This is a genomic window from Okeania sp. (genome assembly GCF_035285525.1).
In the GTDB taxonomy this organism is placed as follows: domain Bacteria; phylum Cyanobacteriota; class Cyanobacteriia; order Cyanobacteriales; family Microcoleaceae; genus Trichodesmium.
This window is the reverse complement of sequence record NZ_JAYKGW010000042.1, coordinates 38,749-63,668: the sequence shown is the minus strand read 5'-3', so window position 1 is coordinate 63,668 and position 24,920 is coordinate 38,749. Positions and strand designations below refer to the sequence as shown.

Below are 24,920 nucleotides of genomic sequence, written 5' to 3'. Positions count from 1 at the left end.
AACTTAATTCTTTGTAGAAATGAGAAAATATGAACTTAAAAATCTCGGCAAAATCTGGGAATACTTTGCCACTCTGAAAATTCTCCTTATTCCTCCTCAAATACTTTACCCATTGGTAGAAAATATCTCTAATTTCCCCTTATTGTTTTTCACTTTTATAGTTGAGTAGAAATGCGAGAAAAATTTATAGCGAGCGCTATCTTTTAACTTCCAATGAACCAAATATTCTCAACTTAATTCTTTGTAGAAATGAGGAAGTATAATTAATTAACATATCAAAGTAGGAACGTTTCATAAAACATCTCTAATTTTAAAATTCCCTATTCCCTTCTGAGATATCACAGACCAGATGTCTATGCTAAAAAGGTCTTATCATATTTTTCCCACCTTTGCCTGTTGAGTTTTGTCTTTCATCATAAACAGGACTTACCCCAATGCACTATATATAGAGTTGAAAAACTATTGTACAATAGTTTTAAGCACTATATCTAGAGTCCCTGCGTAAATCCTGATAAATATGTTACCAAAAGCCTAAACTTGACTATACTTAAGTAATAAAATTAGGCAAGATGCGCTCTACTATAAACATCATGTATTCCACCCCACCTAACAGGCAAAACATTAAACCAAAGCCTAATCACATAACATTTTTTTGTCATTATGTCAACCATCAGCCTTTGTGAACCAAAATACCTAGAACTCAAAAATCGTCTTACTCAAATACAAGACCTAGAAGTAGCCATCAGCGTCCTAAACTGGGACCAAACCACCTATATGCCCACCGGAGGAACCTTTGCCAGAGGCAGACAAATAGCCACTCTGAGAAAATTTGCCCATGAAAAATTTACCGATCCAAATATATACCAACTGCTCGAAGAGCTCCGAGCTTATGAAAAAAGCCTCCCCTACTACTCTACCGAAGCCAGCTTAATTCGCGTTACTCGCCGAGACTACGAGCGTGCTGTCCGAGTCCCATCAGAATTTATGGCAAAACTTTCTCAACATCAAACCGTATGTTATGAAGCTTGGGTTAAGGCCAAATCACTCAAAAACTTCTCCCTAGTCCAACCATACTTAGAAAAAACATTAGAGTTAAGTCAAGAACTAGCCAGCTTTTTCCCCTACAAACACATCGCCGATCCCCTCATCGACTTTGTAGACGAAGGCATGACAGTCTCCATCCTTCGGCCTCTATTCAAGGAACTGCGCCAAAAATTATTACCCATTGCGGAAGTGATCGCCTCTGCTCCACCCATAGACGACTCTTGTCTGTATCAACATTATCCCAAAGAAAAACAGCTCAAGTTTGGACGTTCTGTCATTGAACGTATTGGTTTTGACTTTCAACGGGGACGACAAGATGAAACGCCCCACCCTTTTACCTCTAGCTTTTCTATTGGGGATGTGCGTATGACCACCCGGGTGTATGAAAATAATTTTAGTGAGGCTTTGTTTAGTAGTATCCATGAGGTAGGTCATGCTCTTTATGAACAGGGGATATCTCCGGAGTTAGAGGGTACTCCTCTGGCGAAAGGAACTTGTAGTAGTATCCATGAAAGCCAATCTAGATTATGGGAAAATATTGTAGGTCGTAGTCGTGGATTTTGGGAATATTTTTATCCCCAACTTCAGGGTATTTTCCTTCCCCAACTCAGTCGTGTTTCTATTTCCGAGTTTCATCAAGCTATTAATAAGGTGGTAAAGTCACCTATTCGTACTGATGCTGATGAGGTGACATACAATCTTCATGTAATGATTAGATTTAATTTAGAGTTAGCTATGTTGGAGGGTAAATTAAGTGTTAAAGATTTGCCTGAAGCTTGGAATGAAAGTTATAAAAAAGATTTAGGAATTGTTCCTGCTAATGATAGTGAAGGGGTAATGCAAGATGTACATTGGTATGGCGAAATGATTGGCGGAATGTTTCAAGGTTATGCTTTAGGGAATTTAATCGCAGCTCAAATTTATGAAGCAATAGTTAAATTTGATCCGGAAGTTACTTTTGGTATTGAACGAGGTAATTTTACTCTTCTACGTCAATTGTTAAAACAAAATATTTATCAACATGGTCGTAAGTATACTGCTAATGAATTAATAAATCAAGTGACAGGTAAATCTTTAAGTATTGAGCCTTTTATTAGTTACATTCAAGATAAATATAGCAATATATATAATCTTAATTTTGCAATTATTGCTTGAATAAAAAGTTCGTTCAAAACAGATAAAGTTATAAATTAAATGTAAGTATTTCCTGGGTCATGCACTCGCATTCAGCTATTAGGATTTCTAATCTTTGAGTTAATTAGGGTTTGCTGAAGAAGCTTTTTGCACTTGGTAGGGACGTTGCATGCAACGTCCTTACTGCAACGTCCTTACAGAATAAGCATGAACGGGGTGTTGCAAAGGAAATAGTTGAAAAAATAGTTGCTTAATTTTTCTGTTTTAGTTAATGTAAGATGCTAACTTTTTCAATTTTATCGGTTTAAAAAGTTGCATTTTTACTAAAAAATTAGGTATAAAGCTTCCTTTTGTTCGGAGATTAAAAAACACTTAATTCAGTATTTCAAGCCTCCGACTAAAGCCGGAGATTCACTCTCTACTGATAACTGATAACTGATAACTGAAATGACGGTTCCGGAGAAATCAGACCCTAAAAATAGTGAAATATTTATCTATGAATACTTTTAGATTTAATCAGCAAGTCTTACTTAATTCCTGACAATATCTAAAAGTTGAATGCTAATAGCTCAATGGGAGCGCATTCCGCAGGAAATGCTTACAAATTAGAAATTGGTATGACATACCCAGGGGGTAACAACAAGTAAGGCTGTAATGACACATTCCGGATAATTAGATTAACTGGAAGTAATTAGCAATAATGTACAAAAAAACTTCTTATGTTATTGGAAAATTTATAGAAGATGATAATATGAACAATGTAACTGTAGTGTTTTTTTGTCTTAACTAATTGTAACTAAAGTCTGAATTGTAAAAGTAAGCATTCAGTCATCAGCTATTAGCAGTCAGGTAGCTTCCTTTGGAGGAACTTCATTAATAGCTTTTTCATTAATGAAGCAATAATTTGTTTAACTGCTACTAAATTTTCAAACAGATACTTGAAGCAGTAAAACGAGTAGCTCTAGTTGTTAACTAAAAAGCTGATAGCTGATAGCTGATAGCTGACTGCTTACAAAAACATTAACCATCACAACCAAATTATTATGATGCGTGTTCCTACTATTACGACTCTATTAAGTGTAGCTGCCCTGTTTAACTTAAACTTCGACAGAGCGATCGCTTCTAATAAAACAGAGTCTTTAACTAAAGAAGAAGAAGAAAACTTAATTAGTCAATTAAAATCTAAAAATTTTACCTTAAGTGAAACAGACAGAATCAAAACTAAGTTCTCAGAAAAACCCAAAAATCAAAATTTTCTAATACCTTTAATTCCTGGAAATTCTAGATTTTCTGAGCAACCTACTCAAACTAAATTATTCTCTAAACCTTTCTATTCTGGAGTTCCTCAAAAACAAACAAACCAAAAGAATATATCAGAAGGCGATCGAGGTGCTGAAGTCTGGGCAGTACAAAGACGTTTGCAAGCAAGAGGTTTTGATCCAGGTACTATAGATAGTGTATTTGGTGCCCGGACAACAAAAACAGTAAAAGATTTTCAAGAGTCTGCGGGTTTGACTGTCACAGGTATAGTTGATGAAATTACTTGGACATCTCTAGCTAAACCTTCATTGGTCTCTCGTTCACCTCTGGAAAGAGAAACGCCATCAATAGTTTCTCGTTCACCTATTCAAGAAAAATCACCGATAGTTTCTCCCCCACCTTTTAAAGAAGAATTACCGATAGCTCCTGCTTTACCTATACAAAGAGAAACACCACCGATAGTTTCTCAACCATCTCCTGAAATAGCAAAAGCAACGACTCCCAAGCAAAACCAAGTAGTCGAAACAGACAAGATATTAGCTAAAGGTGACAGGGGGTCTAAAGTCAAAACTTTACAACTTCGTCTGGAAACAATGGGTTTTAATCCAGGACCAATCGACGGAATATTTGGCATGAAAACTGTAGCAGCAGTCAAAGAATTTCAAAAATCTCAAGGAATAGAGATTGATGGAATAGTTAACGAAAAAACCTGGGAAGCTTTTAGTAACAATTAAAAGTCATTTCAGTTATTAGCATTTCCGGCTTAAATTAGAAAAATACTGAAGTTGATTTTTTGATATTTTCAGACCATAATTCCAGTCAAAATATGTCAACTTTAATAATACCAATTGAATATGAAGTTGCATAGAATAAATGATTATTATAAATAACTGCAGATAAAATTATAGATAAATTAAAAAGTTAATAATTCTGTGCAGCTTTACATAAGAATGGCATGAAAAGCAATCAGCGAAAAGTATTAAAATCGCTGATTGCTTTTCAGTTATCAGTTATCAGTTATCTTTGATTCCCAAAAGTAGTGATCGCCCTGAAATAACTAAGCGGGTTTCCCCAGGGAATGTAGGGGCGGGTTTCCCCAGGGACTGTAGGGGCGGGTTTCACCAGGGAATGTAGGGGCGGGTTTCACCAGGGATTTAAGAAAGGTTCATCAACTGAAAAAAACCCGCCCCCTCAGCGGGTTTCACCAGGGATTTAAGAAAAGTTCATCAACTGAAAAAAACCCGCCCCCCCTTTTTCAGTTATCAGTTAACTGTTTTGTCGGCTTTTACACAATCAATACTAACAGATATGATATTCTTAAGGGAAATTACATACTACATAGGAACTATAAACTTTATTCTTAATAACTCAGCCTCTAATTAAATTTCTTCCTAAAAAAATGTCTGATATTACTTTTGAAGTGAGAAATATCGACTAACAATATGATATATTGATAAGTAGGTTTTACAGCATATTTCGGACAAATGAGGTATAGGGTAAATAGTGAAAGTTTTGTAGTGGGCGCATCTTGCCCCCGATTGTATCTCTCATAATAACGGAAAGTGCTGAATCTACAGCACTTTATTTTGTAATATAAACCTCTTTGAACCAAGAGTTTTACATCATAAAAACTAGACCCATCATAAGTAAAATCACATATTATATACATTATTCTTAATCATTTAATCTCTGGCGATCTTTACTTTTGGGAACAATATTCTCTATTACCATTGAAGTAAAAAATATCGGATACATAATCAACTTTATCCTCAGAGAATTTATCCAACTTACTTCAATATCAGGACTTGTGTATTCTCCACACTAATTCCAACTTTTTATCTCTACTTTTTGAGTAACTGATACCTAATAACTAACCGCTGAATCCTGACCACAAAATTAACTTAAAAAATATCTAAAAAAAGCCCCGATTTTTCGGGAACCGTATCTATGCCTCGAAAATATATTTTAGGAATTATTATATTCTTTCTGACTCTAACATTAACCATTTTACAAGGGTCGCCAATCAATAAACATACAAATAATTATCAGCAAATAACTAATACAAAAGAAGTCAAAGAATGGAAAAAATCTCAACTTTCACCAGAAGAATATTTAATTAAATCCACAAATTTATACTATAATCCCCAAACTGTTATTAAAAGAAAAAATAAATCCAAATTTAACAATAATATATTAACCTCAGAATCTGAACTTACATATCAAACAATTGATATTTTGTGGATATTACTTTGCTCTGGATTAGTATTTCTCATGCAGCCTGGATTTATGTGTTTAGAATCCGGACTTACTAGGTCAAAAAATAGTATTAACGTTGCTATTAAAAACTTAACCGATTTTGGTGTTTCAGTTGCCTGTTTTTGGGCTTTTGGGTTTGCCTTTATGTTTGGGGCATCTTATAGTGGATTAATTGGCCATACCAATTTCTTCTTGGGAACTGAACTGCAACCTTTTGATATCGCTTTATTTCTATTCCAAGTCATGTTCTGTGGCACAGCAACAACTATTGTTTCTGGCGCTGTAGCTGAACGAATGAAATTTGCGGCCTATCTATTTATTACCTTCCTAGTTTCCGGTTTTATTTACCCCATATTTGGTCATTGGGTTTGGAATGGAGTTAATGCAGGTATATCAACAGGTTGGTTAGGACAACGTGGTTTTATTGACTTCGCAGGTTCCACAGTTGTTCATAGTATTGGGGGTTGGGTTTCTTTGGCCGCTTTATTCGTTATTGGACCTCGTACTGGTAGATTTCCTCCTGATCGCCCACCGCAAAAAATTCATGGTTCTAATTTGCCTCTATCAGTTTTGGGAGCTATGTTAATTTGGTTTGGTTGGTTTGGGTTTAATGGTGGCAGCACCCTAGTCTTGAATGAACAAGTAGCTGATATTATTGTCAATACAGTTCTTGCTAGTGTAGCAGGAATGATGGTTACTCTTGGGATTAGTTGGTATATTGTTGGCATCCCCACTGCTGAACTACTGATTAATGGAACTTTAGCTGGTCTCGTTGCTATTACAGCTAGTTGTCATGCAGTTACAGCTTTTTCTGCGGTGGTTATTGGTGCTATTGGTAGCATAGTTAGTATTGTGGTCGGGCACGCTTTAGAAAAAATTCAGATTGATGATGCTGTCGGAGCTATTCCAGTTCATCTTGGTGCGGGTATTTGGGGTACTTTAGCAGTAGCTTTATTTGCTAAGAGGGAAGTATTAGATACTGGTCTTAGTTTTAGTCAACAATTAACTGTTCAATTATTAGGAATTTGTACTGCTTTTATATTAGGATTTTGTGTTGTATATCCAATTTTATTAATTACAAATAAGTTTTTTTTATTCCGAGTTTCTAGAGAAGATGAGTATATTGGTTTAAATGTTTCTGAACACAATGCTAAAACCGAAATATTAGATTTTTTTGAAGTAATGAATTCTCAAGCTCGTAACCAAGATTTAAGTTTAAGAGTGCCTGTAGAACCTTTTACAGAAGTAGGTCAAATTGCAGAAAGATATAATCAGGTTATGGATGCTTTGGAAGAAGTTACTGCCAGAAATGATGCTATTATTAAGGTTGCTAAAGATGGAATTATAACTTTTAGTAAATCAGGACTAGAAATTATTAGTGCAAATCCTAGCGTTGAGAAAATATTTGGTTATAAGTCTGAAGAATTAGTAGGAATCCCTGTTGTTAAAATACTTGATTTTACTATTAATCCATTAACAATGGAAAAAATCAACGGTCATGATTTATTTCCTTCTGTAAATAAATCAATATTAGAACCATTAAACTTCTGGGTTTATCCAAGTTTTATATTCTCTCCAAATCAAGAAATTGGAGATGTTTATTATAGATTTAATAATGAGGATATTAAACCGGAAAACTGGCAGTCTTATTTTCCAAATTTTCTTCATTTAGCAGAGTCAAATTCAGCAGATATTCAAACAGATTTAGAGGCAGAAAAAAAAAGCAATCAAAAAAAATATTATATAGAATTTTTGATATCTAATATTGCTGAGACAGGAAATCTTTACGAGTTAGTTGGTATTCGCAAAGATGGTTCTTTATTTCCTATGGAAATTGCTATTAGAGAAGCCAAATTAAATCAAATAAAATTTTACACCGGAACTTTTAGAGACATTTCTCAAAGAAAAAAAGCAGAAGTAAAACTTCGAGAAAACGAAAAAAGATTTAGGAGTTTATCTACAGCAACTTTTGAGGCAATTATTATTCACGAACTAGGAGAAATAGTTGATGCAAATAGTGCAGCTTTGCAAATGTTTCAATATGAACTATCAGAAATGATAGGCATGAATGGATTAGAATTAATAGACTCAAAATATCAAGACTTAGTACGGCAAAATTTGAGTTCTGGATATGAGAAACCTTATGAAGTATTTGGACTTAGAAAAGACCGCTCTACTTTTCCCATAGAAATAGAAGCAAAAAAATTTTTTTATCATGGAAATCAACATAAAGTAACTGCCATACGAGACATAACTGAAAGGAAATTAGCACAAGCAGCTTTGCGAGAAAGTGAGGAAAAATTTAGAGCTATTATGGAACAAGCAGCAGATGCTTTTATTATTCACGATTTGCAAGGAAAAATTATTGATGTCAATCAAATTGCTTCTCAAAGTTTAGGATATACTCGTGCAGAATTATTGAATCTTTATATACAAGATATTGAGGTAAATTTATCAGAAGAAATTGAGCAAAAGTGGCAAGAATTAATTCCTGGCTTACCGATAACTATACAAAAAATACACAAATGCCAAAATGGTAAAACTTTTCCAGTAGAAATACGTCGGGGTTTATTACAAGCAGGTAATAGTAATTTAATTTTAGCTCTTTGTCGTGATATAACTGAAAGAAAAAAAACAGAACAAGCTTTACTTTTAGAACAGGAAAAGTCAGAAAAATTACTATTAAATATTTTCCCTAAACCTATTGCTGATAAATTAAAAGAAAATCAAGAAATTATTGCAGAAGACTTTGCCGAAGTTACAGTTTTATTTGCAGACTTAGTAGGCTTTACTGAGTTAGCAAGTTCCGTTCATCCTGAGCAATTAGTTTATTGGTTAAATGAGATTTTTTCCAGGTTTGATTTATTAGCAGAAAAGTATAATTTAGAGAAAATTAAAACTATTGGCGATGCTTATATGGTTGTCGGTGGGTTGCCTCAACCAATGAAAAATCATACCGAAGCGATCGCTTTAATGGCTCTAGATATATTAAAAGAAGTAGAACATTTTACTAATGAGCATCAACGAGATTTTCGGATTCGGATTGGTATTAATACTGGCCCCGTAGTAGCTGGTGTAATTGGACGTAAGAAATTTATCTACGACCTATGGGGTGATACCGTAAATATTGCTAGTCGCATGGAATCTCATGGCATACCAGGATTAATCCAAGTTACAGAGAATACTTATCGGATTTTGCAGCACAAATTTTTATTTACAGAACGAGGATTCATTGATATAAAGGGTAAGGGAAAAATGAAGGCTTATATTTTGCAAGGAAAGGGAGTAGGAAGTAGGGAGTAGGGAGTAGTGATATCAAATCCGTTAGTATTGGTAGAATTTAAGGCTGTAGGGGTTTGGTCTCCAATTTTTCGGGAACTGTACCCTGACAAGCTAGGAATTTTAGCTAATACTGATGGTATAACCTTATCCTCCAAAGCCAGCGGATTTGATATGAAGAGTCAATGAGGAATAAGGAGTTGTAGAAGATGTACACGGTTCCTGATCAATCACGACTTAAGAAGGCCAAAACTTGAGAATGTCAATACTTCTATAATTTAATCAGCAAGCCCTAAATAATCCCTAAAAATAGCAACAAGACTTTTTCACAACTCTATCTAAAAAAAAATTGAGAATAAATACAAAAAATTTTGATTTGTGTGTTATATTAAAATTATGCGGATGTGGCGGAATTGGTAGACGCGCTAGATTTAGGTTCTAGTTTCTTCGGAAGTGGGGGTTCGATTCCCTTCATCCGCATTTTAAAAACCAGAATTCACAAAAAAGTCAGAAATAAGTAATTGGTAAGAGATTTTTGAAAAAATATACTAATTTTTACTCTGACTATCAGGTTTTTAAGATACAGTCAAAGGTATCCCATTATCCTGGGGTTTTAATTTCAACAAAAAAGGAACAGCTCTTTTTACCCAAGACTTAACAGAGGAAAAAGACTTTGCATCCTCTCCAAAACAAATATCCAACATATCAGTATGAATAATTCCTGGATTAAGAGGAATAGCAGCCATTCCTAACGGTAACTCCTGAGCTAAAGCACGAGTTAAACCTTCTATTGCCCACTTAGAAGCACAATATGGTCCAACTTGTGGAGAAGTAGAACGTCCCCACCCAGAACTAAAATTAACAATAATACCACTTCTCCTAGAAATCATAGCTGGGACAAAATGACGTATCACATTTACCACACCTTTAATATTAATATCAATTAATTGGGAAAATTCTTCACTATCAACTTCCCAAATATGTGCTGGTTGATTAATTATACCTGCATTATTGATTAATAAATCTGGCGGTGAATAATTAGTTAATGTTTTACTTGCCCACTCTTGCACAGAATTTTCATCTGCTACATTGACACAACTAAACTGATGTGAATGAGGATATTTATTAGTTAAATTTTCTATAGTAGATTGAGAACGAGCGCAACCTATAACGGTATGACCTAAATTAATAAATTCATCAGTCATTGCTCTACCTAAACCTTTACTTACCCCTGTAATTACTATTAGTTTTTTCATGGAAAATAAATAGGTATTAAATGAGTTTAATTATTCAGCATTTCCTGGGGAATGCTTCCCTATGGGATGCTACGCAAACGCAAACATAAATTTTAATTCTCTTGAGAAGCTAATGCCTTTTTTGGTATTATCATAAGTTAATAAGTGCTTATGCAAAATTAATTTGATAATTTCATAAGCAAAATTAATTACTAAAAAATTAAGGTATAAAGCCCCTCCATTCATGGAGGAAAAAGAAAAAAGAGTTTTGTTAGTCAATCCTCTTCTTTATAAGAAGGGGTAACTATTAATTATTGAAATATTAGATTATAAATATCCAATCTTAGTTGATAAATTATCAATTATTTCTTCCTGTTCCCTTTTCCCTATTTCAACTTCAGTTATCAGTAGATAGTAGAGAGTGAACCTTTGACTAAAGTCGGAGACTTGAAATACTTAGTTAAGTGTTTTTTCATCCCCGAACCAGGGGAGGCTTTATACCTAATTTTTTGGTAATTATTAATTGTTAATTATTAATTATTGAAATATTAGATTATAAATATCGAATCTTAGTTGATAAATTATCAATTATTTCTTCCTGTTCCCCTTTCCCTATTTCTTTCAACTAGGAAATCTATTTTGGAAAACCACTTAATTCAAAGCTGTTAGCTTATAGCTGATGGCTGAATGATTAAAATAGCTGCTTCAATTAATTTTAGATAGTTATTTCTATCATTTATTCCTTTTTGTTCAAAGTTTCTACCTTATACCTTCTACCTTCTACCTTATTCCTTATTCCTTTTACTATTTTTATGTTTAAAAGTTTATCAGAAATTAACGAACAGGAATTAACAAAATGGGTAAAACAAACATTAGCTAAAAGTAAATCAGGTACACTACCTACTTATATCCCTTTACTTGCTGAAGCTAACTCTAATAATTTTGCAGTTGTCTTGCAAAGTATTGATAATCAAATTATATCATTAGGGGATGTGGAAACCAAAGTTCCTTTAATGAGTGTGATTAAACCATTTCTGTTATTCTATTTATTATCTAAATTTGGCAATGAATTTGTATTTAAAAAAGTTGGTCAAGAACCTTCAGAAAAACCTTTTAATTCTTTAGAACAATTAGAAACTGATGAGGGATGGCCGCGAAATCCGATGATTAATAGTGGAGCGATCGCTTTATCATCTTTATTACCAGGAAATACTGCTATAGAAAGATGTGAAAATTTTTGTTGTTGGTTGAATAACTATGGAAATTGTCAATTATTTTTAGATGAAAATATGTTGGCTTCGGTTCGTTCTTTACCTAATCAAAAGAATCAAGCTATAGCTCAAAAATTAGTAGAATCTGGCTGTATAAAAGAAGCAGAAATTAGTTTAGATACTTATAATCAAATCTGTTGTTTATCTGCTAAGATATTCGATGTAGCTAATCTCGGAATGTTATTAGTAAATGCACCTCATCCTGAATGCCAAAAATACTGTTTAACTGTGCAAAAATTAATGACTACTTGTGGTTTATATGAAGCCTCAATTAATTATGCTATAAAAATAAAAATTCCCACCAAATCTAGTGTTAGTGGAATTGTTTTGGGAATAGTTCCTGGAACAGGAGTAATTGTTTCCTATAGTCCTCATCTTAACCAACAAGGAAATTCTGTAGCAGGTTTATTTCTATTAGAAGTAATTTCTCAAAATTTAGGTTTTTAGTATTTTCTAATCAGAAATTTATTGGGGACGACTACTTGCTAAACACTAGGTAAAATCTGAATACGTCCTTCCTGATAAAGAGACTGATCGCTATATTCTTTAATCTCATTTTTATAACCACTAAATCTTGACATTAATGTAATTAACTTATCCTTTTTTACAGGCTTACTAATATAGCCATCAGCACCTTGTTTCATACCCCAATAAATATCAACTTCTGAACATTTACTAGAACAAAAAATTACAGATATATTCTTAGTTTGAGGATGAGATTTGATTTGACGACAAACTTGATATCCATTCATTTCTGGCATAATAATATCTAAAATTACTACATCAGGATGGTATAGTTTTACTTGTTCTATTGCTTCTAAACCATTACTTGCTAATTTAACATTAAATCCCATCTTGATGAGAATACGAGAACATTGTTTTCTGATTATTTCGCAGTCATCTACGATTAAAACTTTCTTTTTAGACATAACAATAAAGTAAAACTATGGATTTAAAATTGTTTAACTTGTCTTGTGCTTCAGTATTAGATGTCTCAACAAAAAGACTCTGAATAACTGATAACTGAAAAACCCAGACCTTCAGAAACCCGGTTTCTTGTAAGGTAAACATTCAGCTATTAGCCATCAGCACTCAGCAAACATTATCTAAAATTACGGAGTTGCTCTAAATGAGTGTAGTCTTCAAAGTCAGTTTTGATAGCCAAACTAAATTGATCTCAATTAATAAAGCTTTCATTTCAAACTAAAATAAATAGCTGATTGCTGACTGTTAAGGGCTGAATGCTTACCTTGTAAGTTGAAACCGGGTTTCTTATAAATTATAGTTATTCTGAATAAGAATGAAACATTTTTTTAGCTGAAACCTTTTAACAGTAAGAAATTATTGTCTCAGTCTAAACCAGAATGACTATAAGAGGAACAACGTTGGTTTAACACTATACCTCATAGATTAGAAAAATGCAATATTAAAATTTTCCCTCCTTAAATAGAGTTTGCTTATGAAAAGTTTTTTTGTTGAGGTAGGGAGGAGGTAGAGACGTCATGCAACATCTGTAGTAGGAACAGAAAATTATAGAAGAGATAAGCATTGCTCATCAGCTTTTATGAAGTACAAAGATGCTCCTACTGAGGAGTACCTCATAATACCATTTCTCAAAAAGTTTTCTAAATTTGATTGAGCAGGGGAGTAGGGGAGCAAGAAAAGAAGTAAACATCAGAAAAATTCACATTAACTTAGCTAAAATTGGCAAAAAATAATTTGGTTTGTGTTAATTATTTGATGACTGAAGTATTCCTCAAGTATAGTAATAATAGATGGGAACTGGTATAGCAAGGGAAAATTCTGTATCTCAAAATACTCACTTTTTGACTTTTTCCCACCGAAAAAAAAGTTAAATAGAGGTCATTTCAGTTATCAGTTATCAGTATCTCTGTCTATTTGCGCAGCATGACCTAGGAAAATCAGAGGCTTGAAATACTGAATCGAATATTTGTTTCATCCCCTTTTTGAGGGAAGCTTTATCCCCAATTTTTTCGGTAAAAATTACATTCTTTCTAAAACAGAAATTCCTAATAAAGACAACCCCAACTTTAAAGTTCGAGCTGTTACATCACACAACAATAACCGAGAAGTACGCACAGGTTCTTCCGACTTCAAAACCGGACAATTTTCAAAGAACTTATTAAACTTTTCACTCAACTCATATAAATACTCACAAAGACGATTAGGCAATAATTCAATAGCCACCATATTTAATACTTCATTCAACTGTAATAAATGTTTTCCTAACACCAACTCTGGCTCATCTTGCAAAATAATTTTGGCATCATTTCTCAACTTTTCAAAATCAATTTCTCCCTTCCGAGCAATACCTTGAACCCGCACATAAGCGTATAATAAATAAGGAGCAGTATTACCCTGCAAAGCCAACATTTTATCGAAACTAAACACATAATTACTATTTCGATTTTGACTCAAATCTGCATATTTAACCGCACTTAAACCAACAACTTGAGCAGCATTTTTAATAAACTCCTCACTCTCAGAACGATTTTCCTCTTTTAACCTTTTTTCCAAATCATTCCTTGCTCTATTTATCGCCTCATCTAATAAATCTTTCAACCTCACTGTTTCTCCAGAACGAGTCTTTAATTTTTTCCCATCTTCTCCCAAAACCAAACCAAAAGGAACATGAACAACCTCTATATTTTCTGGTATCCAATCAGCCTTTTTTGCCACTTGCCAAACTTGAGCAAAATGATTACCTTGACCAGAATCAGTAACATAAATTAATCGGTTTGCCCCCTCTTTTTCTATGCGATGAACTAAAGCAGCTAAATCAGTTGTAGCATAATTATAACCACCATCAGACTTCTGTACAATTAAAGGTAAACGCTCACCTTCCTTATTAGTAAATCCTTCTAAAAATACACATTTAGCACCATCACTTTCCTCCAATAAACCTAACTTATTTAACTCCTCTATAATTCCAGGTAACATAGAATTATAAAAAGACTCTCCTCGCTCATTTAAACTAATATCAAGTAAGTCATAAATAACCTGAAATTCTCGTCGAGATTGATTACATAAAAGTTGCCAAGCAAAACGACTATCCTCAGCACCAGCTTGTAAACTTACTACTTCTTTTCTCGACCTTTCCTTAAAATCTTCATCCTCATCAAACCGTTTTTTTGACTGCTTATAAAAAGTAACTAAATCTCCTATATCTAAAACATCAGCAGTCTTTAAAGCTTCCGGAAAAACCTCCCTTAAATAAGTAATTAACATCCCAAACTGAGTACCCCAGTCTCCCACATGATTTAGTCTTAATACATCATGTCCCTGAAATTCTAATACCCTCGCCAAAGCATCTCCAATAATTGTCGATCTTAAATGCCCAACGTGCATTTCTTTAGCAATATTAGGACTAGAAAAATCTATCACAACTCTTTGTGGATTTTGAGCTAGAGAAATATTCAGTCGTTCATCCTTAATTATTATTTCTAAACAGGTTTGAATATATTCTGGTTTCAGGGTAATATTAATAAAGCCAGGTCCGGCAATTTCTGGAGGTAGACAAAAATCGGTAATGTCAAGATTGTTGATAATTTGAGTAGCGATCGCTCTTGGTTTATCTTTTAATTTTTTAGCTAAAGACATTGCTAAATTGCATTGATAATCTCCAAATTTGGGATTACTTGCAGGAACAAGCAAGGGATTTTTACCTGCTAAATCTTGACCAAAAGCAGTAATTAAAGCTTTGTCAAATTTACTTTTCAGTTTTTCAATAGTAGATTCCATGATGATGTTTAATATTTTCAAATTTTACAAAAAATAGCGTCTTGCTATGAAAAAATAAATTAATATTTGAGACACTGATTCTAAATTTTAAGCAACTAAGGGAGTTGTCAAAAAACAGCAACTATCTTCAAAATGTCCGGATTTTTTTAAGTTAATATAGACTTTGAACTTGGCTTTTATAGTCAAAATCAATTCCTATTTAATTAGGACTTGCTAATTAAATAGGAAAATGTTTATTGAGCAATTTTTTAGTCTTTTTAGGGTGGAAAAAGGTTTGGTTGTTTGAGCTATTCATGCACGGTTCCCGAAAAAATTAAAAAGGAGCGCATTTTCGGCAATAGTTTAGACAAAAAAAATTTACTCCCCATCACCCTATTTTCTTAAAAATACTTTTTCAGCAAGTCTTAATTGATAAAACTTTGCTCTCAAACTCAACGTAAGCATTTAGCTATTAGTTGTCAGCACTTTAGTAATAAAAACCTCAACCTTAAGGAGTATATTTAAACGAATATAAACTTGAAAGCTGAATTTTGTAGTCAGATAAAATTGCTGATTTATCGGGAACCGTATCATAAAGCTTTTATCTTAAAATAAAATATATATCTGACTGCTGACTGCTAACTGCTTACAACCAAACAATAGCTAATAGCTAATGGCTAACTGCTAAATACTTACAGTTACTCAGTATCTCTAACAATAATATTTAGCTGGAAATATCAAACAAATTGCTGATATTTTTCTCCTGTTTGCTCTAGTTTAACTCTGTAGTAACTACTACAACCCAAACTAAATACTGACTGCTGATTTCTAATAGCTGTTTGCTTACAATTAAAGTTATTGAGTTCAAAAGCTAAATACTCACTGCTAAGTGCCAATAGCTGTTTGCTGACAATTAGATTAGTAATAATTATCTTATGGTTTTGTGATTTAGATAACTAAAATCAGATAATGATAATTATATAATCTTAATGGATGTTAAAATTAGCAAGTATACAAAAAATATTATTTGAGGAAACTTATTATGTTATCTCAACCAACTTTCGACGATCATTATCTAAGTGAATCTTTCTATCAAGCACTAATTAATCGCTTCTATGAAACTTTAAATTTTTCCACTCAATCATTATTAAACGAATGTAGTTTTGGCTTTGCCCCAGATTCAGTTGGAGTCAAAACTTTTTTCATTATTACTCCCTCAATATCAGATGCAAATGACTTAGAGCAAGATATTGAAAGTCTCAAAAATCGAATAATTTCATTAATGCCAGGAGTAGGAAAACTTGCTATTTGTGTAAATCCACTTAAAGAGGAAAATGAATCAGAAATATTAATAGATTGTGTTGATGAAAATCAAACATTTTTACCAAGTTATATGATGTGTAAAATTTTTCCTGTAGATTTTTCATAAGTAAGCATTTCCTGGGTAATGCTGCGCAAAAAGCCGTCATATATAAGCTACCTTTCTGGGTCGTAACTGCGCAACTCAGTTATTACTTTTAGTTTTTGATATAGCGTTTCATTATTCAGAATTAAATCTTATCTACAAAAGCCAGTTTTTAAGTCTATATTTCGCTTAAATCTCCTCTTTAAGATTGAGGTTTTTATTGCTGATAGCTGAACACTTACAAATTGAGATTAATCTTTCCATTCAGTTTAGATACTTCTGATATCTAAAATTTTTTAGTTTTTTTGTACTTAACCTACTGACCAGAAAGACTTTTAATTGGAACTTTATTGTTGAAAATTTTCTTATCTTTATGAGCGATCGCTACTAAAGTTCATAGTTAAGAATTAGGGTATAGGTAAGAGGTAGTAATCCAGAATTAACCATTAATAATTAGGCTATAAACAATAGGAAATTTACAAAGGACATGGTTATTCGTTAGCCTGGTTTGGTCTCCAAACCCAAACACCAAGAGATTTGGAAACCAAACCCCTAAAGTTTCTTCTCACAAATTATTCCATATTGTTATAGGTCAATAATTAATAAAGCTTTTATCTAAAATTCAAGGCAATAGCTCATAACTGATAGTTCATAGCTAATAGCTAAATACGGCTTGCGTATGGAAATATGAAAGTATTAACAGATAAAGTTTTTAGCAACTTATTTGTCAGGAAAAAGTACCAGCTTTTAGGTCAAAAAGGTGAAAAAAGTTAGCATGAAAAGGCTTACCCAAGAGTAGAAAAATTAAGAGACAATTCTTACAACTAATTCCTTTTCCTTGATAACTCCCATCCCTCCTAACTTAGGGTTGGGTTTACTCCCTACTCCCTACTCCCTACCAAATGCAAAAAGACTTTTACGGTTCCCGATAAATCAGCAAACCCTAAATAATTACCGAAAAATAAAAGTATAAAGCTTATCCATTCATAAAGAAAAAAACTATTTTTAGCCAACCCTATTCTTTAATAATAAGAGGTAATTTCAGTTATAAGTAGAGAGTGAACCTCCGACTAAACTCGGAAGCTTGAAATACTGAGTTAAATATTTTTTCATGCCCTTAAAAGAGGAGGCTTTATACCTCATTTTTGGCTAATTAATTATTAATTATTAATTATTAATTGTTAATTATTAATTATAAAATGTTTACCTTTCAACCCATTTTTTTGGTAAAATTTAGGACTTAAACCTCAAACAAACCTAACATGGTACAACTAACACCAAATCCCTCTTTTAGTATAGTAATTCGTCTCAAAATTCCTAACCGTGCCGGAATGTTGGCCAGCGTTACCCAAGCCATTGCATCAGAAGAGGGCAGTATAGGCAATATTGACCTACTTGAACAAAATCGTCAAACCACAGTTAGAGAAATTATAGTCAATGCCTATAGTACAGAACATAGTGAAAAAATTGTTCAAGCTGTTAAAGCTTTACCAGAAATACAAGTAGTCGATTTCTATGACCGGACTTTCAATTTACATCATGGTGGTAAAATCACAGTCCAAGGCAAAATCTCCCTCCAATCTCAAGCTGATCTATCAATGGCTTATACTCCAGGAGTAGGCCGAGTTTCTAAAGCTATTGCTGAAGACCCAGAACAGATATATAACCTTACTATAAAACAAAATACAGTAGCCATTGTTACAGACGGTAGTGCAGTTTTAGGGTTAGGAAATCTTGGCCCTGGAGGCGCTCTACCAGTGATGGAAGGTAAAGCTCTCTTATTTAAAGAATTTGCTGGAGTTGATGCTTTTCCTATTTGTCTAGCTACTCAAGATACTGATACTATTGTCGAAACCGTTAAAAATATTGCTCCTGTTTTTGGAGGAGTCAACTTAGAGGATATTGCTGCTCCCCGTTGTTTTGAAATAGAAACCAAACTAAGAGAAATATTAGATATTCCCGTATTTCACGATGACCAACATGGCACAGCAATAGTTAGTTTAGCTGCTTTAATTAATGCTTTAAAATTAGTCAAAAAGTCTCTAGAGAATATTAGGATAGTTATTAATGGTGCTGGTGCTGCGGGAATAGCAGTTGCTCGGTTGTTGCGCCAAGCAGGAACTAATAAAATTTGGTTATGCGATTCTAAGGGTATCGTATCAAAAGGCCGTAGTGGTTTAAATCGAGAAAAACAAGAATTTGCGGTTGAGTCCTCAGGTACTCTAGCAGATGCTTTGGTTGGAGCTGATGTATTTTTAGGTGTTAGTGTACCAGGAGTTCTCACTCCAGAAATGGTACGTTCTATGGCAAAAGATCCGATAGTATTTGCTATGGCTAATCCTATTCCCGAAATACAACCAGAATTAGTCAAAGAAGATGTGGCAGTTATAGCAACTGGTAGAAGTGATTATCCGAATCAAATTAATAATGTTTTAGCATTCCCTGGAATATTTCGGGGCGCTCTAGATTGTCGGGCAACTACCCTCACCTCTACAATGTATTTAGAAGCTGCTAAAGCGATCGCTTCATTAGTAGAAGACTCAGACCTTAACAAAGAGCATATTGTTCCTTCAGTTTTTGATAAAAGGGTAGCTACAGTTGTTGCTAGTGCAGTAGCTAATGCAGCTCGCCAAGAAAGTACCATAGCACTGAAACATCCCGCCGTCAAATAAATTTCACGGCTCAAAGCTGAAGTCCAAGGGATTATTAGAAACCCGGTTTCTTTAGGATTATTAGGACTATTAGAAACCCGGTTTCTTAAAGAAACCGGGTTTCTGGAAGCCTCTGAAATTTAGAAACCGGGTTTCTTGGAAAAACTAAAAACTGTTCCCTGTTCCCTGTTTCCTGTTCCCTAAAATTTAAAAAATGGTAACTACAAGACATATCCGCCGGAAAAATCGCAAAGTACCAATACTGGAAAAAATAATGGCACTTTTAGCCCTAGTAAATTTTACCCTAGTGCTATTTAATATCAGCTATATTACTTTCCGAGATTTCTATTTTGATTATGTCCCTAGTCTCACAAAAATATACGACCCTATCAAAGGAATTAGACCTAATCGAGATACAGAAAAATATCTAAATAGTTTTACAGAATTAAAAACAAAAATTTCTACAGGTTTTGATTCTTTAGAAGTAAAAAAACAACTAGAAGAACTACAAGAACTTTCTATAGACATGATCAATCAAAATCCTTTTGCAGTTGCTAATAAAAGTGGTTCTTTAGAAAAAATAAAAAATCGCATTAGAGATAAAATTCCTAATCCAGAAGATTCTGCAAAAGGATCATTTACAACTTTTTGGAGTGCAGAATACTTAATAGCAAATGGATGGAATAAAGAAAGTGAATGGTTTGAAAAAGAAATTCAACCATTGATTGTCAAAAATTATTATCGAGGGATTGGGGAAAGTGGAGGACTAACTGATTATTTCGGCATAATTGACTTCCCTTTTATTATTATCTTTGGCTTAGAATTTTTAGGTAGAACATTTTTAATTAGTCGCCGTTATCCTAGCGTTAGTTGGCAAGAAGCAATGCTATGGCGTTGGTATGATATTTTTTTACTATTACCATTTCTACAATTATCGCGGATAATTCCTGTTACTATTCGCCTCAATAATGCTCAAATTATAGACCTAGAAACAATCAGGGCACAAGCTAGCCGAGGTTTTCTAGCTTCCATTGCTCAAGAATTAACAGAAGTAGTCATAATACAAATAATTAATCAGCTACAAAAAGATGTAGCAAGTGGTGAATTAGCCAAGCGAATATTTTCCTCTCAACAGCGAACTTATATTGATCTAAATAACATTAATGAAATTGAAGCGATTACCAATAAATTAGTAGAAATAACAGTCTGTAAAGTAATACCAGAAATTAAATCAGAGATAGAAGCTCTAATTCGTTATAACGTAGAAAAAATCATTGAAGAATTACCTGCTTTTCAGACACTTCAGCAAATACCAGGAGTAGAAAATTTAGCCAAGCAATTATCAGAAAGATTAGTCAAAGAATTATCTAATATTGTCACCGAGGGACCCCAAAATGCTTATGAAACAGTTAAAGTTGCTATGGCAGATCCAGAGGGAACAAAATTATCTGAAGAATTAGTTCAACACTTCAGCAAAGAACTAAGTCAAGAATTACAACAAGAAAATACTTTAGATGAACTTCAATCTTTAATATCAGCATTTCTTGAAGAAGTAAAGATTAATTATGTGATGGGGATGAGTGAAGAAGATGTGGAGAAAATTTTAGAAGAAACCAGACAATTACAACTTAAAGCTAATAAATCTAATTAGGGAATAGGGAATAGGGAACACTGAACTGGGAACAGTTTAGAGTATCTACTGCGGCCAAATTTTCTCGCAGTTAGAGTCAAAACTCTACCATTTTGAGAGGTACTGATAACTGATAACCGAAATGACTCCTTACTCCCTAAAAATAGCAAAAAGACTTTTTCCGCAATAAATGCTACAATATATCCAAAGGGAAGTGGGTGAAGCCCACTTTTTTTGTTGCGCCTGTTATGAGTCACCCATTAATACCACAAATCATCCAATTTGCTACTCCTATTGCTGAATCCCTAGGATTAGAATTAGTAGGAGCAGTATTTCATACCAATCAGCATCCACCAGTTCTACGGTTGGACATTCGACACCCTCATCAAGACACAGGTTTAGATGACTGTGAACGAATGAGTCATGCTATAGAAGAACAACTAGATGCAATAAACATAATTCCGGAGCCATATTTATTAGAAATATCCAGTCCTGGTATTTCTAAGTTTTTGGATAATGACCGAGATTTTATTGCTTTTAAAGGCTTTAGTATAACTGTCAATACTTCTGAACCTTATAAAGGTAAAAGTAACTGGACAGGACAACTTGTTCGTCGCGATCAAACAGCAGTTTATATCAACCAAAAGGGAAGACAAACAAGTATTCCACGTTCTCTAATTAATACTGTTGAATTACAAGAAATTAATTAATTAATTAATTAATAATTAATAATGGATAATTACCTCTGGATTTTAACCAGAGGATTTAAAATAAGAAAATATTCTTTTTTTATTCTTAAAAGGAGAGGCATTATACCTTGATTTTCCGCTCATAAATAAAATTTGTGTCAGGTAAAACCCATTTAAAATGTGTTTTAGCAAAGCATAATTCATAATTAAAAAAGGTTTTTTTATGTAATAATTCAACTATTAACATTCAGCTCCACCTCCGGAATGCTGCGCCAACAGCTTTTCCTGGATTATCCTGCACCAAAAAATACATGAAAGTAATAACTTACTAAACTTAGCTGATGATATTTTTCGGATCTGACTTTTAATTCTTCTTGAAGACTAATCCCTCCTTCTAGCTGATGACTGAATGCTTACTTTTTTATTAATTAGACACAGAAAAAATATTGGGTTTAAATGTACAACAGCTTAACTGATAACTGAAATAAATTTCAATATATATGCTCTCAAAAAAAACAAAAATACTGGGCTTGAATACCTAAATTATTAATAATTTAATATGACAAAAATTCAAACCAAGTCGCTTCAATAACTATTATTTGAGTAAGCATTTCCTACTGAATGCTGACTTATTTTATTTATAAAAATTTCAAGGAGAAATAATTATTATGTCAATGGTTAGTTTGCCTGGACTGAGAGGGTTAATTGAAAATATTAGTAAAGAACGTAATTTACCAAAAAACGCAGTTCAAGCTGCTTTACGAGAAGCCTTATTAAAAGGATATGAACGCTACCGACGCACTCAACGTATAGATGGAATTAATTTCACAGATGATTATTTTGATAACTTTGAAGTAGAGTTAGATATTGAAGAAGAAGGTTATCGAATATTAGCCACTAAAACCATTGTTGAAGAAGTAACTAATCCAGATCATCATATAGCTCTGAATGAAGTTCTAGAAGTAGCTTCAGAAGCTCAGTTAAATGATACAGTTTTCTTGGATGTGACACCAGATAAAAATGAATTTGGTCGCATGGCAGCTATACAAACTAAACAAGTATTAGCTCAAAAATTACGAGATCAACAACGAAAAATGATTCAAGAAGAATTTCAAGACTTAGAAGGAGAAGTTCTTCAAGCCAAAGTTTTGAGATTTGAAAAACAGTCAGTTATCCTAGCAGTAAGTAGTGGTTTTGGGAGACCAGAAGTAGAAGCTGAACTGCCAAAAAAAGAACAATTACCTAACGACAATTATCGTGCTAATGCAACTTTCAAAGTTTATCTGAAGCGGGTATGCGAAGGCTCAACTCGTGGGCCTCAGTTACTTGTGTCCAGAGCAGATGCAGCCTTAGTGGTTTATTTATTTGAAAATGAAGTCCCAGAAATTGAAGATGAAATAGTGAGAATTGTGGCAGTTGCCAGAGAGGCCAATCCACCATCCCGACACGTTGGCCCCCGGACTAAAATTGCAGTTGATACTCTAGAAAGAGATGTAGACCCTGTGGGAGCTTGCATTGGTGCTAGGGGTTCCAGAATACAGGTAGTGGTCAATGAATTGAGGGGTGAAAAAATAGATGTAATTCGCTGGTCTCCAGATCCTTCTATATATATTGCTAATTCTCTTAGTCCCGCTAGGGTAGATGAAGTTCGTTTGGTCGATCCAGAGGAAAGGAGGTCTCATATTTTGGTTTCTGAGGACCAACTTAGTTTAGCGATCGGTAAGGAAGGCCAAAATGTGCGTTTGGCAGCTCGTCTGACAGGGTGGAAAATTGATATTAAGGACACGCATAGATATGACCATGCTGAGGAAGATAGCAAAGTTGCAGCTGAAGTATCTCATCGTCAAGCATTAGCAGAACAAGAAGAAAATGAAACTGAGGAACCAGAGTTAGAAATAACAGAAAATATTGAGGAAAATTTTGAGGAGTTAAATGATTCTTTAGAAGTTGATGAAGATGAAAATGAACATCCTCTAGATATCTCTACAAAAGATGAAGTAGAAAGTAATGAATGAGTAGGGAGAAATAATGAAGCAGATTTAAGATTTACAATTTTGACTATTGGTCTCAAAATAATAAAATTTTGACCTTGACTATCAAAAAATTTTGCTGTAACAAATAGTCTAAGCTGTTCCCTGTTCCCAGTTAAGTGTTCCTTAACTCTTTTTCAGCAAACCCTAACTAGGGTCTGCTGAATAAATATAAAATCATTGAAAACTAAAAGTTTGAGCCTTTTTAAGTCCTAAAAAAGTACCTAGTTTTTCGTTGTTGTCGTTTCAAAATGGTAGAGTTTTGTTACTTACAATCAGAAAATTTGTCCGTAGCAGATACTCTAAACTTTTCCCAGTTGAGTGTTCCCTGTTCCCTACCTCCACCATCAGATTTTTTCAGCAAACCCTAACTAAAAAATACATCCGAAATGAAACAAAATTACCGTCGGTGTGTTAGTTGCAAAAAACTCGCTCCTAAAGAAGAATTTTGGCGAGTTGTTCGGAGCCAAAAATCTGACACTATTGAATTAGATCACGGAGAAGGTCGTTCAGCTTACATTTGTCCGCAAGAAGAATGTCTGAAAATTGCTGATCAAAAAAATAAGTTAGGCCGTTCACTTAAAGCTTATGTATCCAAAGGAATATACGATTCACTATGGCAAAGATTGAAAAATTCATCACCCACAGTTACTTAAACTTTTTAATAAAGTGCTTCTGGTATCAATCTTAACGAAGGAAGTTAGGAGTCAGAAGTCAGGAGAAATGAGGGATGAGGTATGAAGCATGAGTGAGAAGCTAGTGGGATATTTTATCCCCTATAAAAAATAAAAAATGTGCTTAAAACGAGTAATTGTCTTTATTTCCTAAAATATTAGGGAGGATATTTTGTAGGCTAATTAATTAACCTCCAAAATATCTCAAATATTTGGACATTGTTCCGTCCCTTCTACATAAAATATGTAAATGAGGAGTCAGAAGTCAGGAGTCACCTGTTTAACGCCAAACACTCTTAGGTCGGAACTGGCCGCACCCATACGACCTATTGTTACTGATCGGGACGTTTACTTAAAAAAGTGGGCTGGACTAAACATTTAAGCGACTTGATTGGTTTGGTTAAATTTGTGGTTAGTCTTTTAGGATTGCTATAGATTAATTATTCTGCAATACTAACTTCTATATCTAAAATAATGATTAGCTATATAAAATCTTAATACTATGTCAACTTACCAAGCAATTAATCCCAAGGGAAGAAACTTCTTGGTTAAAACTTGAAAAAAAAACTTGGTCAGCAACAAAACTGAACATAAATCTAGTATGATTGTAGTGTAGTCCTT

Annotated in this window: 14 protein-coding genes and 1 tRNA gene; 11 read left to right on the top strand and 4 right to left on the bottom strand. The window is 33.6% G+C overall.

Annotated features, from left to right (window positions below):
- The first annotated feature begins 660 nt into the window (after positions 1–660).
- From VKJ25_RS04875 to VKJ25_RS04860, 4 genes are all read left to right on the top strand, one after another.
- Positions 661–2,199 carry a carboxypeptidase M32 gene (locus VKJ25_RS04875; protein WP_324235498.1) on the top strand — a complete coding sequence of 513 codons (1,539 nt, stop codon included), beginning with the start codon at positions 661–663 and terminating at the stop codon, positions 2,197–2,199.
- 1,022 nt (positions 2,200–3,221) lie between these two features.
- Positions 3,222–4,172 (top strand): peptidoglycan-binding domain-containing protein, encoded by a 951-nt coding sequence (locus VKJ25_RS04870; protein ID WP_324235497.1) that lies wholly within the window; start codon positions 3,222–3,224, stop codon positions 4,170–4,172.
- Positions 4,173–5,385: 1,213 nt separating this feature from the next.
- On the top strand, positions 5,386–8,997 hold the full coding sequence (gene amt / locus VKJ25_RS04865) for an ammonium transporter (protein WP_324235496.1): 3,612 nt from the start codon (positions 5,386–5,388) through the stop codon (positions 8,995–8,997).
- 374 nt (positions 8,998–9,371) lie between these two features.
- Positions 9,372–9,453, top strand: a tRNA-Leu gene (locus VKJ25_RS04860).
- Positions 9,454–9,548: 95 nt separating this feature from the next.
- Here VKJ25_RS04860 and VKJ25_RS04855 read toward each other — a convergent pair.
- On the bottom strand, positions 9,549–10,229 hold the full coding sequence (locus tag VKJ25_RS04855) for an SDR family oxidoreductase (protein ID WP_324235495.1): 681 nt from the start codon (positions 10,227–10,229) through the stop codon (positions 9,549–9,551).
- A 791-nt stretch (positions 10,230–11,020) separates the two neighbouring features.
- Between VKJ25_RS04855 and VKJ25_RS04850 the strand changes: the two genes are divergently transcribed.
- Positions 11,021–11,926: a glutaminase gene (locus VKJ25_RS04850; RefSeq protein WP_324235494.1), complete on the top strand. Its 906-nt coding sequence runs from the start codon at positions 11,021–11,023 to the stop codon at positions 11,924–11,926.
- A gap of 38 nt (positions 11,927–11,964) precedes the next feature.
- Here VKJ25_RS04850 and VKJ25_RS04845 read toward each other — a convergent pair whose 3' ends face one another.
- The 3 genes from VKJ25_RS04845 to VKJ25_RS04835 all read right to left on the bottom strand — a co-directional run bounded on the left by VKJ25_RS04845 (position 11,965) and on the right by VKJ25_RS04835 (position 16,116).
- On the bottom strand, positions 11,965–12,408 hold the full coding sequence (locus tag VKJ25_RS04845) for a response regulator (RefSeq protein WP_324235493.1): 444 nt from the start codon (positions 12,406–12,408) through the stop codon (positions 11,965–11,967).
- A gap of 1,075 nt (positions 12,409–13,483) precedes the next feature.
- A complete protein-coding gene (argS, locus tag VKJ25_RS04840) occupies positions 13,484–15,241 on the bottom strand; it encodes an arginine--tRNA ligase (protein WP_324235492.1) in 1,758 nt (585 codons plus the stop codon).
- Between the two features lie 716 nt (positions 15,242–15,957).
- On the bottom strand, positions 15,958–16,116 hold the full coding sequence (locus tag VKJ25_RS04835; protein WP_324235491.1) for a hypothetical protein: 159 nt from the start codon (positions 16,114–16,116) through the stop codon (positions 15,958–15,960).
- Between the two features lie 146 nt (positions 16,117–16,262).
- Between VKJ25_RS04835 and VKJ25_RS04830 the strand changes: the two genes are divergently transcribed.
- The 6 genes from VKJ25_RS04830 (at position 16,263) to VKJ25_RS04805 (ending at position 24,281) form a co-directional block, all read left to right on the top strand.
- Entirely contained in the window at positions 16,263–16,649 is a 387-nt protein-coding gene (locus VKJ25_RS04830) for a hypothetical protein (RefSeq protein WP_324235490.1), read from the top strand.
- Positions 16,650–17,887: 1,238 nt separating this feature from the next.
- Positions 17,888–19,297 (top strand): NAD-dependent malic enzyme, encoded by a 1,410-nt coding sequence (locus tag VKJ25_RS04825; RefSeq protein ID WP_324235489.1) that lies wholly within the window; start codon positions 17,888–17,890, stop codon positions 19,295–19,297.
- 193 nt (positions 19,298–19,490) lie between these two features.
- Complete coding sequence (locus tag VKJ25_RS04820; protein WP_324235488.1) at positions 19,491–20,927, top strand: hypothetical protein; 1,437 nt, start codon at positions 19,491–19,493, stop codon at positions 20,925–20,927.
- Between the two features lie 227 nt (positions 20,928–21,154).
- A complete protein-coding gene (gene rimP, locus VKJ25_RS04815; protein ID WP_324235487.1) occupies positions 21,155–21,616 on the top strand; it encodes a ribosome maturation factor RimP in 462 nt (153 codons plus the stop codon).
- 647 nt (positions 21,617–22,263) lie between these two features.
- The gene (gene nusA, locus VKJ25_RS04810; protein ID WP_324235486.1) at positions 22,264–23,610 is read left to right on the top strand and encodes a transcription termination factor NusA; all 1,347 of its coding nucleotides are present in this window, start codon (positions 22,264–22,266) and stop codon (positions 23,608–23,610) included.
- 404 nt (positions 23,611–24,014) lie between these two features.
- Positions 24,015–24,281: a YlxR family protein gene (locus tag VKJ25_RS04805; RefSeq protein ID WP_324235485.1), complete on the top strand. Its 267-nt coding sequence runs from the start codon at positions 24,015–24,017 to the stop codon at positions 24,279–24,281.
- The last annotated feature ends 639 nt before the right edge of the window (positions 24,282–24,920 follow it).

What these genes read in the sequence shown, in the direction of transcription:
- VKJ25_RS04855 (WP_324235495.1), bottom strand. Translation starts at nt 10,229, where the DNA reads ATGAAAAAACTAATAGTAATTACAGGGGTAAGTAAAGGTTTAGGTAGA.
- nusA (WP_324235486.1), top strand. Translation starts at nt 22,264, where the DNA reads ATGTCAATGGTTAGTTTGCCTGGACTGAGAGGGTTAATTGAAAATATT.
- VKJ25_RS04825 (WP_324235489.1), top strand. Translation starts at nt 17,888, where the DNA reads ATGGTACAACTAACACCAAATCCCTCTTTTAGTATAGTAATTCGTCTC.
- VKJ25_RS04850 (WP_324235494.1), top strand. Translation starts at nt 11,021, where the DNA reads ATGTTTAAAAGTTTATCAGAAATTAACGAACAGGAATTAACAAAATGG.
- argS (WP_324235492.1), bottom strand. Translation starts at nt 15,241, where the DNA reads ATGGAATCTACTATTGAAAAACTGAAAAGTAAATTTGACAAAGCTTTA.
- VKJ25_RS04830 (WP_324235490.1), top strand. Translation starts at nt 16,263, where the DNA reads ATGTTATCTCAACCAACTTTCGACGATCATTATCTAAGTGAATCTTTC.
- VKJ25_RS04875 (WP_324235498.1), top strand. Translation starts at nt 661, where the DNA reads ATGTCAACCATCAGCCTTTGTGAACCAAAATACCTAGAACTCAAAAAT.
- amt (WP_324235496.1), top strand. Translation starts at nt 5,386, where the DNA reads ATGCCTCGAAAATATATTTTAGGAATTATTATATTCTTTCTGACTCTA.
- VKJ25_RS04820 (WP_324235488.1), top strand. Translation starts at nt 19,491, where the DNA reads ATGGTAACTACAAGACATATCCGCCGGAAAAATCGCAAAGTACCAATA.
- VKJ25_RS04845 (WP_324235493.1), bottom strand. Translation starts at nt 12,408, where the DNA reads ATGTCTAAAAAGAAAGTTTTAATCGTAGATGACTGCGAAATAATCAGA.
- VKJ25_RS04870 (WP_324235497.1), top strand. Translation starts at nt 3,222, where the DNA reads ATGATGCGTGTTCCTACTATTACGACTCTATTAAGTGTAGCTGCCCTG.
- VKJ25_RS04805 (WP_324235485.1), top strand. Translation starts at nt 24,015, where the DNA reads ATGAAACAAAATTACCGTCGGTGTGTTAGTTGCAAAAAACTCGCTCCT.
- rimP (WP_324235487.1), top strand. Translation starts at nt 21,155, where the DNA reads ATGAGTCACCCATTAATACCACAAATCATCCAATTTGCTACTCCTATT.